Origin of the sequence: Paenibacillus sp. IHB B 3415 (assembly GCF_000802655.2) — a bacterium.
Classification (GTDB): domain Bacteria; phylum Bacillota; class Bacilli; order Paenibacillales; family Paenibacillaceae; genus Paenibacillus_AQ; species Paenibacillus_AQ phytohabitans.
This window is the reverse complement of record NZ_JUEI01000039.1, coordinates 1-12,289: the sequence shown is the minus strand read 5'-3', so window position 1 is coordinate 12,289 and position 12,289 is coordinate 1. Positions and strand designations below refer to the sequence as shown.

At 54.1% G+C, this 12,289-nt stretch carries 8 protein-coding genes; 1 reads left to right on the top strand and 7 read right to left on the bottom strand.

Annotation, left to right across the window (positions count from 1 at the left end; genetic code table 11):
• Positions 1-4: 4 nt before the first annotated feature.
• The 4 genes from QW71_RS17865 to QW71_RS17850 form a co-directional block, all read right to left on the bottom strand.
• Complete coding sequence (locus tag QW71_RS17865; RefSeq protein ID WP_039301330.1) at positions 5-1,327, bottom strand: ABC transporter substrate-binding protein; 1,323 nt, start codon at positions 1,325-1,327, stop codon at positions 5-7.
• A gap of 106 nt (positions 1,328-1,433) precedes the next feature.
• The gene (locus QW71_RS17860; RefSeq protein ID WP_039301327.1) at positions 1,434-2,507 is read right to left on the bottom strand and encodes a response regulator; all 1,074 of its coding nucleotides are present in this window, start codon (positions 2,505-2,507) and stop codon (positions 1,434-1,436) included.
• Positions 2,485-4,278, bottom strand: coding sequence for a sensor histidine kinase (locus QW71_RS38085; RefSeq protein WP_052770076.1), 1,794 nt, complete (start codon positions 4,276-4,278; stop codon positions 2,485-2,487). Before QW71_RS38085 ends, QW71_RS17860 begins: the two co-directional genes overlap by 23 nt.
• Positions 4,279-4,495: 217 nt before the next feature.
• Entirely contained in the window at positions 4,496-5,011 is a 516-nt protein-coding gene (locus tag QW71_RS17850) for a hypothetical protein (RefSeq protein ID WP_039301324.1), read from the bottom strand.
• A 227-nt stretch (positions 5,012-5,238) separates the two neighbouring features.
• Here QW71_RS17850 and QW71_RS17845 point away from each other — a divergent pair, with 227 nt between their 5' ends.
• Positions 5,239-6,684, top strand: coding sequence for a hypothetical protein (locus QW71_RS17845; RefSeq protein ID WP_052770075.1), 1,446 nt, complete (start codon positions 5,239-5,241; stop codon positions 6,682-6,684).
• A gap of 686 nt (positions 6,685-7,370) precedes the next feature.
• Here QW71_RS17845 and QW71_RS17840 read toward each other — a convergent pair.
• Genes QW71_RS17840 through QW71_RS17830 form a run of 3 tightly spaced genes read right to left on the bottom strand, consistent with a single transcriptional unit; the run spans position 7,371 to position 11,697 of the window.
• Positions 7,371-9,797 carry a glycoside hydrolase family 31 protein gene (locus QW71_RS17840; RefSeq protein ID WP_083442605.1) on the bottom strand — a complete coding sequence of 809 codons (2,427 nt, stop codon included), beginning with the start codon at positions 9,795-9,797 and terminating at the stop codon, positions 7,371-7,373.
• 36 nt (positions 9,798-9,833) lie between these two features.
• The gene (locus tag QW71_RS17835; protein ID WP_039301321.1) at positions 9,834-10,757 is read right to left on the bottom strand and encodes a carbohydrate ABC transporter permease; all 924 of its coding nucleotides are present in this window, start codon (positions 10,755-10,757) and stop codon (positions 9,834-9,836) included.
• Positions 10,758-10,773: 16 nt separating this feature from the next.
• Positions 10,774-11,697 carry a sugar ABC transporter permease gene (locus tag QW71_RS17830; protein ID WP_039301318.1) on the bottom strand — a complete coding sequence of 308 codons (924 nt, stop codon included), beginning with the start codon at positions 11,695-11,697 and terminating at the stop codon, positions 10,774-10,776.
• Between the last annotated feature and the right edge of the window lie 592 nt (positions 11,698-12,289).

Below are 12,289 nucleotides of genomic sequence, written 5' to 3'. Positions count from 1 at the left end.
TTCCTTAGTTGCCTGCTTTTACCGCATTAGCCCAGGTCTTGTCGAGCGTCTTAATGAACTCATCCTGGGTTACCCCCTTGGTGTAATAGCTCTGCAGCAGCTTGGCCGTCTCATCGGTTACGCCGTTCGGGAGTGACAGATCCAGATAAGCCTTGCCTTCGGAGACATAGGAGCTGGCCTCGGTCACCCACGGATAGGTATTGTAGGTATGCTGCTTCGCGACCGGATTAAATTTCAGCTCCTCAAACAGCGCCGATGAATCCTGGTCATCCAGCACATAATTCACCAGATCCAGCGCCACATCCTTGTTCTTGCTGTTGGGGGATACCGCCAGGGAGGTCGAGGTCGCCAGATTGATCTGCGTAGCAGCCGGATCGTTGCTGACAGGCAGCGGAGCTACACCAAATTCCATATCAGGATTGGCCTTGAGGATGGATTCCGCTTGCCACGGTCCCTGTACCCACATCGCCGCTTTGCCATTAGCAAAATCTGTTGAGCCTGCCGCACTGCCCACCTCAAACGGTTTATCCGTGCCGTTAGCCATAATCAGATCAATAATGTTGAAAACATCCTTCACATCGGCATAGGAGGCTTCGCCTTTGTTCATCTTCTCCACCCAGTCCGGATGCTCGGAGGATACGATGCCTCCAAGAGACAGCGCCATCATCAGCTGCGGAATCCACGATTCCTGGAAGCTCAGCTCGAACGGCTTAATCCCGGCTGCATTCAGCTTGTCAATCGCTGCCTGCATGTCATCCAGTGTCTGCGGCGGCTGAATGCCGAGCTCGCTGAAGATTTGCTTGTTGTATAGATAACCCCAGGACAGGCTCTCCAGCGGAAGGGCTACAACTTTATCATCATAGGTGACGGTCTGCCGGACACTGTCATACAGCTTCGGTACGAAGTCCTGATCCGACAGATCGCTCAGATAGCCGGCCTTGTAATACCGGGGCACATCCGCAATCGCATGGAGGGTGAATACATCCGGCGCATCATTTGAGGCCATCCGGGTCTCCAGAATCTGCTTGGCCTGATCCGGGTTCGGCATTTCCAGCTTGACGGTGACATCAATATTTTTCTCCGCCAGCTCCTTGGCCTTGAATTGCTCGAAATACTTATCGAATTGATCCTTAAAACGCGGGAAGCTCATGAATACCTTCAGCTCCACTTTTTGGGCCGGACCTTCAGTCGCTGCTGCTGCAGCACTTTCCGCCGGCTTGCTGCTTGCGCTCTCACTTGGCGTATTTCCATTTGAACCGGAGCTGCACCCCGATACAATCCCCAGAACAAGCATCAGTGTCATTGCTGTATTAAGCGCTTTCTTCATTTCTGTTACCCCCTTCTGTTATGTCTGCCTCTTTAGTCTAGGGGATATAAGGGGCAGCGTCTTTTGAGGATATTAACATCGGGAGTTGCATTATATTGATACGCTTTCATTTCTCGCTCCGCAGCTCTCCGGGGGTAATGCCGTAGTGCTTCTTGAAGACACGGTAAAAGTATGCCAGATCCTCGTACCCGCAGAGTCCGGCAGCCTCCTTGATCGGCATGTCACGCCCTGCGATCAGCTCTCTGGCCCGCTCCATTCTCAGCCGGGTAATCCGGTCGAGTACCGTGTCTCCCGTTGCCGCCTTGAAAGCGCGGCTGAGATGCTCCTTCGTCACCAGGAAATGTGCGGCGATGCCCTCCAGCGACACCTGCTCCAGGTAATGATTCCGGATATAGTCCTCAACCTCCGCCAGATCAAGCTTAACGCGGTTCTTGCGCTGCTCCAGAAGCGTGTTGATCAGCTCTGTGAAGTGATCCCCGAGCCCCGCCACCATAGCCTGAACCGACGGCCATGGCTTATCAGGTCTATCGGGCGTATCCGGCGCATCCGCTACCGTCACACCCCCGTTTGTCTTCGCGGCTTCACCGGCCAGCAGCAGCAGATCACGGGCAGTCCGCTCAATCATTGCTTCCAGCTGATGCTGCGGCACCGAGCGTTCCAGCTCCCGCCCCAGCTTCTCCAGCTCTTCTCTTGCCGCCGGCTTGTTCAGCGCCAGCAGCTGATCATAGATCCGCTGGCGGTAGGCGAGATAACGCTCCATCAGCGGCTGATCCATGAGCATCAGCGGTGATCCGGTTAAGCGCTGCCGTTCCCGCTCCTTCGCGCACTCTGAGAGCACGTTATTCAGCTCTGCCCGGTCCACCGGCTTCAGCAGATATTCAACCGCCTTCGAGCGGATCGCCTGCTTCAGGTAGACGAAGTCATCATATCCGCTCATCACAATAATCTGCACCTCAGGGTACTGATGCTTCAGCCTTTCCAGCAGCTCTACCCCGTCCAGTCCGGGCATCCGCATATCGGTAATTACGAGCCCGGGATGAAGCTTCTCCACCAGCTCGAGTCCTTCGATTCCGTCCTCCGCTTCACCGATTACCTGCATTCCGTGTTCTTCCCAGGCGCCAAGCGACTTCACGACCTGTCTGGACCAGGGCTCATCGTCAATAATCAGAACCTTCAGCATTCCGCTCTCCCCCCTCTACGGCCGCAGGCCACTGGATCACAACCAGTGTTCCCGCCCCGGCCTTGCTGTATATACGCATTCCATATTTTCCTCCAAATTGCAGCACCAGCCGCGAATGGACGTTGTGCAGGCCGATGCCCTTTCTCCGCCGGGGATGCTCCGCTGCAGCGGGATCGGCCAGCATCGTGACATTCCCCCGGAGTGCCGCACGGATCTCCTCCAGCCGCTCCGGCGTCATGCCGACGCCCTCGTCCTTAACCATGAATACGGTGCGGCTGCCAACGGTCCGGATCCGGATCAGCAGCCTCCAGTGCCCGCGCTGCGGCTGCAGCCCATGCTCAAAAGCGTTCTCCACCAGCGGCTGCAGCGTGAAGCGCGGCAGCAGGCTGGCGCGGGAGAACTCATCCGCCTCAATCACCACGCTGCAGCGTCCCAGGAAGCGGTTCTCCTGAATAAATACATAGTTGCGCACATGCTTAAGCTCTTCCTCCAGCTTCACCAGCCCGCCTTCATTGCTGATCGAATAACGCAGCAGGTCGCCAATTACCCGGGTGATGTTATAGATATCATCGGCATTCCTCGACAAAGCCATCCCCCCGATCAGCTGGAGCGTATTGTTCAGGAAATGTGGATTGATCTGTGCTTGAAGGGCGAGCAGCTGGGCATTCTTGACTTCAATCTCCTGACGGTATTCCACCTCAATCAGCTCCCGAATCCGCTCCATCATCGAGTTGTAGCCGCGCTCCAGCAGCCCGATCTCATCACGGCTCTGCACCGAGTGCTGTTCGAAGTTGCTTACATGCGCCTTGCGCATCGACACCGCCAGACTGACAATCGGGCGGGTAATGCGCAGCGAGAACAGGATGGACAGCAGAATGGAGGCAATCATGAACAAGCCTCCGGTCAGGAAACCGGCAGCAATCGTAGGCCGTGCGCTCTTAGCGACAGTGGATAAGGGAATGGCTTTCACAACGGTAAGCTGGCCGTCGGCCACTTTTTTCATGAAAAAGAAATAGCCGTCCTCCTGCCGGAATTCCAGTTCATGCTCAGAGACGGCAAGGCTCTGCAGCCGCCTACCGATATCACCGGAGCTCTCGGAAATGCTCGAGCCGGAGAGCAGCTCGCCCTCATCATTCAGCAGGAAGACCGAGCTCTCGTCTTCGGACTGGAGAATATGGCTGACCTCCTCCCATACCTCCCGGTTGATCCGCACGCCGATGCCTCCGAGCAGCCGGTGATCCTCGAACCGGTTAATGCCGTGGTAGGCATAGATGCCGCTGCCGTTCTGCTTGAAATACATATTGACCGGCCCGCGCGACAGCCGGCTCCAGGGGCCCTCACCGATATCCAGCGGGGAAACGCTTCCACTATTCACGAAGTCAACGGATATGGCTTTTAATTGGTCATGCATGTACAGTGTCAGCTCATCTACCTTCCGGGAGTTCGTATAGAACTGCGAGGTTATGGCTTCGCGGATATTATTCAGTGAACGGTACTGGACACTAATGTCCGGGCTGTCCGTACCCGTTAGCCCCGCCATAAGCTGCGGGTTAATCTGCAGGGTGTAGAACAGGGTATCCAGCTGTTCAATCAGCTCATCCAGATACTGGTCCGCCCACTGCATCCGGGAGTTATTCGCATTGATCATTTCCATCTCCACGGATTGCCGCGTATTGTACGTGGCAATGGTGGTAACAGTGAGCACCGGCAATGTGGTCAGGCAAATCATGATGACCAGGAGCCGGACCCGGAGACTTGTCCGCTTCATCATAGGCTGATTCCTTTCTGCGAAGCTGGATTGCTTTTACCGTCAAAATATAGCATGCCGGATCAGGCCAGACAATACGGTGCTGAGAATATCCGCAGGTTGGCTGTTCTATCTGTTCTTAGGTCCATGCACACCAAACAGGATGCCCGCGCAGCCATGATTCATTTCATTCACGGCTGTATGGGGCATCCTGCTGCTGTTGCTTTGCGCGTGCTCCTGCTTATTTCTGCAGCTCCAGATCCTTTTGCTTCAGCAGGTCAGCGTATTCCGCTTTGTACTGTTCCAGCTTCAGCTTCAAGTCAGCGCTGTCCGGACTCGCTTTCAGCAGGCTGCTGGTGGCCAGAATATTATTGACTGCGGTATCAATTTTAGCGTCGATGACTTCAATTTTGCTCTTGGTCTCGGTCAAGGCGGGATCAGGCGTAATCACCGGCACCGGGCCGAGAATGGCATTCTTATCACTTGAGGAAGAAGCGCCTCCGTCTGACTTCTCATCCAGGCTGATCGTTTTGCCCTCTACAGAAACCTTGAACCCGGCTAATTCACCGATTGCGCGGACGGGTGCATAGCTTTTACCGTCAATGACGATGGCCGGATCGGCCAGCTTCTTCCCATATACTTTCACGGTATACTCCGCCTGAATTGCCTTTCCTACCAGTGTTGCCGAAGCGCCAAGCGCCTGCGCACCCACCATCAGTATCGCCCCGGCAATGAATCCGGCAGCAATCTTTTTCATAAGAAATTCACTCCCCGTCAAAGACTTTGACTACTATTCTATCATTTTACAGCCGCCTGTGCCGCCCTTTGCCGCCGATTTCGTAGGATGTGCCTGCCCGAAGGAACCTTTTAACCCAAATTTAAACCCGGCAGATACCTGAGTTTAACCTTCAGTCTGTACACTTTAGAGAGGCTGAAGGTACGCAGCATGCGGTCTTACTGTGCATATAAATATAGGAGGTACATATGAGAGTATTGGAGATTATTTTGACCGTGTCAGCATTATTATTAATGTTCAGCTTCGTGTCAGGCAAGTTATTTCTCAAGGTAAAATTGGTATTATCTTCTATTAGTATTACATTGTGCGCGGCACAGCTTTGGATTGAAGGGTACCGCTGGCAAATGGCGGGTGTGTATGTAATTGTGCTGCTTGGCATGATCCTCCGCATGGCAGGCATAATCAGAGGCCGCTCGCAGAAGCTGTTATCCGCTGGCCAAAAAACCGGGGAATCTGCATTCCGCTCGCTGAAACGATGCTGTGTAGTTGCAGGTACTGCAACAGGTATACTTATGGTGATCGGCTCGGCAGTACTGTCTTCCACGATTCCTGTTGTGAAGTTCCCCGCTCCGGCAGGGCCATATGCCGTTGGCATCCAGACTCTACATCTCACCGACAGCAACCGGCCGGAACCTCAGACACCTGACCCCGGGGATTCGCGGGAGCTGATGGTTTATGTATGGTATCCGGCAGCGGCAATGAATGATCGCCAGACTGCGCCTTTGCTGCCTGGTGATAGACCAAGCAACCGGAAGCTGACGTCCGCTTTTGCCGGATCATTGGGCATCCCATCATTCTCCCTGGATTATTGGCAGTACATTCATACGAATGCTTATCCTAATGCGGACTGGCTGCGCTCAGAAGGACCTTATCCACTGATCCTGATCAATCATGGTAACGGCACCTCCAGCCTGCTGCATACCGCACTTGCAGAGAAACTGGCAGCGAACGGTTATATTGTAGCGGCCGTAGATCATACCTACAGTACAGCGGCTACTTTATTTCCAGACGGGACAGTTACCGGGTTCAGCGAGTCTTTAAGCAGTGATCATTTCATAGCAACAGGAACGCAGCTGGGCAACGTATGGATCGACGATAACCGCTTTGTCCTCAGCCAATTGAAGCAGCAATTCGCAGATTACATAGATACTGATCACATTGGGATAGCAGGACACTCCTTCGGTGGAGCGGCTGCGTACGAGGCGATGTTCTCCATTCCTGAGCTTAAAGCGGGAATTGATCTGGATGGAAGCTTGTATACCCTCACAGGTCCGTCCCTGGGTAAACCGTTTTTGTTCATAGAGTCGGAGGATTACTATAACCGGAAGAAGCAGATTGCAGATCCGGATATCGATGCCGAGGAAAAAATAATGAATAACGTCAGGCTAAGCGGGGGCGGCAAGCTCTATATCAAAGGCACAGCACACTTCAACTTTACAGATCTGCAGCTCTATTCAAGCCTGCTGAAGTACACCGGAATGACGGGCAGCATTGACGGCGGGCGAAGCAACGAAATTGTGAATCAGCTTGTGCTGGATTTCTTCAACAGCCATTTGAAGGGAATCCATGAGGATGGAGAGGATGGAAAGGATGCCGGGACCGCTGCCGGGTATGTGGAGGTGGTTAGGCCTTAATCTCCTTGAAATACATATCGCTAGCTTGGCTGTTTACTTCTGGTTTACTTCCGGCCTTATGACTTGCTTCTGACTTGCTTCTGACTTGCTTCTGGCTTGCTTATGACTTGCTTAGGCCCTTCACCTGTTCCTTGCGGACTGTACCGCGCTTATTTTCAGTCCTGGGCACAATTCGCCAGGCTAACGGACTCCAGCGCGCTTATTGCCTCGCCACGGAGCCGATTTCAGGTGAATCCTGGCAAATAGCTGCATCTGAGTCCGTTAGCACAGAAAAACGATGCTTTTCGAGGAAATAAGGTCTCCTCAGTCCGTAACAGTTGCACCATGCGACAAGGCCGCTAATATATGCTAGAAACTGTTAGAATTTCCGTATCCACCCGATCAGAATCTAATTCTCCATCCTGAATGCTCTACCTGCCCGGCTTCAAAAAGCCCCCCTGCGAATTACCCGTCTGCTATAACGAGGAATTCGCAGGGGGACAACACTGAACGCTCCATGCTTAATGTTCATGTTCATGTTCATACTCATTACTCATACTCATGCTCATGTCTCATGCTCATGCTCATGCTCACGCTCATGCCTCATGCCTCATGTCTCATGTCTCACGCTCATTCCTCATGTTCCATGCTTCACATTTCGCGCTTCACATTATACTCCGCGCTTCACATCCGGAGACGCAGCCCGCTTACAGCCGGGCCGTCACAATCTCACATACCGCGCCATACAGCGCAGGCTCAAGCTCCAGCGAGGATAGCGCGGCAAGCGCCGCTGCTGGACCCGCGTTCTCCTTCACCAGCTGATAGATTTGTTCCTTATGGTCGAACCGGATCTGTGCACGGTTTAGCAGCGCAAATACCTCTTCCTCCACCCGGTTCACCGCAACCCGCGCCGTAGTGAGCGTTACCGTCAGCTCCTCAGTCACCTCTAGCTCCGGCACAGTCACGGTCAAAGTATGCGAAGCCTCATTATACTTGGTTTCGCCCGCAACCACTGCTCCTCCAGCCTGGACTGTCACCTCCGTCTCTGCACAGCCCATGAAGACCAGCTTCCAGCTCCGCCGCTCCGGCACCACCGCAGTATTACCCTGCGCAGGCTGAATGGTGAAGACCGCCGACTGTCCGGCTTGTCCCCATGCCAGGGCCATCCCGGTAACACACCAGTTCCCGTCCAGGTCTTCCGCAGTGTCACCTGCGTCCTCCCAGAGCTGGAACTGGCCGTCCGCTCCGGCGAACACCCGTACCTCCAGCTGCTCCGGATTGTCGACAGATGACGTATACTCGCTCAGATCAGCCATCGGCACGATGGCCCCCGCCTTCGCCAGCACCGGAATCTGCTCCAGCGTGCGGTACAGGGACAGCCTTCTGCCGCCGTCATAGACTCTTCCGCTGAAGAAGTCGATCCACAGCCCTTCCGGCAGCCAGGCCTTGAACTCCGCCACGCCTGTCTTGGAATGTACAGGCTGGGTAATCGGGCAGGCGATCAGCTCCGTGCCGAAATAATACTGATTCGGCACCCCGTAAGCTTCCCGCTGCTCCGCGTGATGGTAATACATCGGCTGCACCAGCGGAAGTCCTTCCCGGCTGGCATAACGGTTCATCGTATACAGATAAGGCAGCAGGCGGTGCCGGAGACGCAGGGAATCCTTCATAGCCTCCCCGGCAATTCGATTGAACCGCCATGGCTCTTTGCTGTTGAACGGACTGGCTGAGCTGTGCAGCCGCAGCAGCGGGGAGAATACGCCGAACTGCACCCAGCGCAGTGCCAGCTCATCATCCAGATACCCGCCCATATGGCCGCCGATATCATGACTCCACCAGCCATACCCGCTATTGGACGCCGTTGCCGTGAAATACGGCTGGAAGTCCAGCGACTCCCAGGTGATGATCGTGTCGCCGGAGAACCCTACCGGATAACGGTGGCTGCCAAGACCTGCATAACGCGAGAAGGTAAGCCGCCGCTTACCCCGCCGGCCGCTGTCCAGGTAATGATAGTGGTTCAGCATCCACAGCGGATCAAGACCCGGAACCTTAGTCATCCCGCCCTGCTGCCAGTCGATCCACCAGAAGTCCACGCCCTCTTCCTCCAGCGGATGATGCAGGAACTTGAAGTAGGCCTGCAGGAACTGCGGATCGGTAATATCAAACTCCACTGCCTCCCCATGCTCCGGGTCGATGCCCAGTTCAGCCGCAATTGCCAGATAAGGCTCCTCGAAGGCCCGTACCCCATCAGCGGGATGGACATTCAGCGTTACGCGCAAGCCCCTGCCATGCAGCCAGTCCAGAAAACGCTGCGGGTCCGGGAACAGCTCCCGGTTCCAGGTGTAGCCGGTCCAGCCGCTGCCGTACTTCGGATCAATATCGACCAGATGCCAGTCCATGTCCATTACAGCCACCGAGAACGGAAGCTGCTCCTGTCCGAAACGTTCGATCAGCGACATGTATTCTTCCCCGGAATACCTGTAATACCGGCTCCACCAGTTGCCCAACGCATAGCGGGGCAGCAGCGGAGTGCTGCCGCACAGCCGGTAGAAATCCTTCAGGCACTTCAGGTATTCATGGCCATAGCCGAACAAATACAGATCCAGCCCGTCCTGCTCCCGCTGCTGCACCGTGCCGTCTGCCTCCAGGAGCAGAGAACGGCTGTCATCAATCACCGTATACCCGGCAAGCGACAGCAGTCCCGGCTCCAGCGGAATGGCACCGTCAGCATTATCCAGCGTACGCGCGGTACCGCCGAGATCCTGCACCTGGTCACCATAATGCCAGACACTCAGCAAATGCCCGGATTCATTCCTCACCTTCACACTCAGCCCATGCCGGGAGAAGGGCGCTTTGTCATAGGTGAGCTGCAGGCGGTCTGTCATAAATTCAAGCCTGTTCCCGAGATCGGTCACCCGAAAGTCAGGAACCGGGAACTTACGGTTCATCACCATTTGGGTCGCCCGGTCTTCAAAGCCCCCCTGGGGACTGTATTCCATCCGGATCAGCGCCGGAGTAAGCACCGTGAACCGGTAGCAATCACCCTGAATGACTGCCCCTGCACTTGCGGCTGGTTCAGATGCGAACCGTAAGTGCTCCGGAAGCGGTAGCAGCTCTTGAGTTGTTGTATTCATCGATAAACCTCATTTCTGCGTAGATAAGCAATCTGTCTATTCCTTCACGGCACCGATCATGACGCCTTGATTGAAATACTTCTGAACGAACGGATACACACACATAATGGGAACGGTAGCAATGATAATAACGGAATAGCGCATCATATTAGCCAGCCGCAAAGCAATCTGTGCCGCTTCACCACTGCCGATGCCCGACTGCATCTGATTCGTGATCAGAATGTTACGGAGAATCAGCTGCAGCGGATACATATTCGGATTCTTCAGATAGATCAGGGCATTGAAATAAGAATTCCAATATCCGACGGCAATCCATAAGCCGAGCACCGCAATAATCGCTTTGGACAGCGGCAGCACCACCTGCAGGAAATAACGCAGATTCCCGCAGCCGTCAATCTGCGCCGCTTCCCACAGATCGCCGGGAAGGCTCGTCTGGAAGAAGGTCCGGGCTACGATAATGTTGTAGACGCCAACCGAGAACGGCAGCACCATAACCAGGAAGGTATCATACATGTGGAAGTCCCGGATCGTCAGGAAGGTCGGAATCAGTCCGCCGTTGAAGAACATGGTGAAGATGAAGAACAGTGAGAGGATTTTGCGTCCCGCCAGATCTTTTCTGGACAGCGCGTAGGCTGCAGATATATTCACAACCAGACCGATGGCCGTCCCCACCACCGTGTAGAGGATGGTATTCCGGTAGCCGATCCAGATATTTTTATGGCGCAGCAGCTCCTGATAACCGTCAAGCGTGAACCCCCTCGGGAACAGCCAGACCTTGCCGCCCGCCACCGCAGACGGATCACTGAATGAAGCAATAACGATGAAATACAGCGGATAGATCAGGATGATCAGAAACAGGACGGCGATAACATACATAATAATTTCCATTACCGAATCCGAGGACCGGTTATTTTTGATTTTGCCAGTTCTCTTGCTGGCTGCAGGCTCTAGTACTCCCATTGTGCTGCTCCCCCTTCTACCACAGGCTGTTTTCACTAAGTTTTTTGGATAGCTGGTTCACCATGATCAGCAGAATAAAGTTGATGACCGTATTGAACAGGTTGATGGCCGACGAGAAGCTGTATTGGCTGCTGAGCAGACCGATTTTGTAGACATAGGTGGACAGAATCTCACTGGAGGTAATATTCAAATCATTCTGCATCAGATAGACCTTCTCAAATCCTACGCCCAGCAGACCGCCCACCCGCAGAATCAGCAGCGTGATTGCCGTCGGCATCAGCATCGGGATATCGATATAACGGACTTTATTCCAGCGGCTGGCCCCGTCCACCGTAGCAGCTTCGTACAGGCTCGGATCGACTGATGAGAGCGCGGCAATGAAAATAATGCTGTCCCAGCCGACATGCTGCCACACATCCGACCAGACATACACACTGCTGAATAGCGAGGTCGAGCCCATCAGATCGGGAGCCTCCCCGCCAAACAGGCTGTACAGATTACCGACCAGCCCGGTGCTTGGCGAGAGCAGAATCATCATCAGGCCCACCATTACGACTGTGGAGATGAAATGCGGCATATACGACACGGTCTGGAAAAAACGTCTGAACCGGTTCGGCCGCATCTGATTGACCATTAGCGCAAGGATAATCGGGATTGGGAAGGTGATCAGGCTGTACAAGCTGATAATCAGCGTATTCTTAATCGTGTTCGAGAATTGATAGGAATTGAAGAATTTATCAAAATACTTGAATCCCGCCCACGGACTGCCGTCAATTCCCAGCGCCGGGCTGTAATTCTTGAAGGCGATGAGCACCCCGTACATCGGTTTGTATGCGAACAATAACGTAAGCACAACTGCGGGAAGCAGCAATAAATACAGCCCCCAATTTCGTTTGATCTGTCCGATGGCTGCTGCCGGACTGGACTGACCGGATTTCATTGTGACCCCTCCTAAAAGTTTTAGTTTGTTAGCATAAGCTTCATGATCGACTTCGGCAAAACTCGCTCCGGTAGCATACGCTTATCTATATTTTCATTCAGTATACCTGCCCCCCGCCACGCCAGCCGGACCTCCTACCAGCGTAAACCGGACTTTCGTTGTCCGCAGGAGAGAGCTTCGCGCGGTCCGTTACCCGGGAGACACTAAACCGGACGGTATGCAGACCTCCGCTAACGTTATCCGGACTTTTGGGGCAGAAACCATGTTTCGGATAATTGCCGGAGTACGAAATCACCCGGAAGGCAAATCCGGCAGCATACCACGAACCAGGCTTAACCCATCCAGCGTTCCCGGCGGGATTAAAGGGATTTATCCCTTTCTTTTCCTCTTTCCGCCCACTTCTGGCGGGATTATAGGGATTTATCCCTTTCTTTTCCTCTTTCCGCCCACTTCCGGCGGGATTAAAGGGATTTTGCCCTTTAATTTCACCCTACCGCCCACTTTCGGAGGAATCAGAGGGATTTATGCCATCTATCCGGGTTCAAATACAAGCCAAATCTGACCCTTACGGACACCACAGCCCTTAACCACT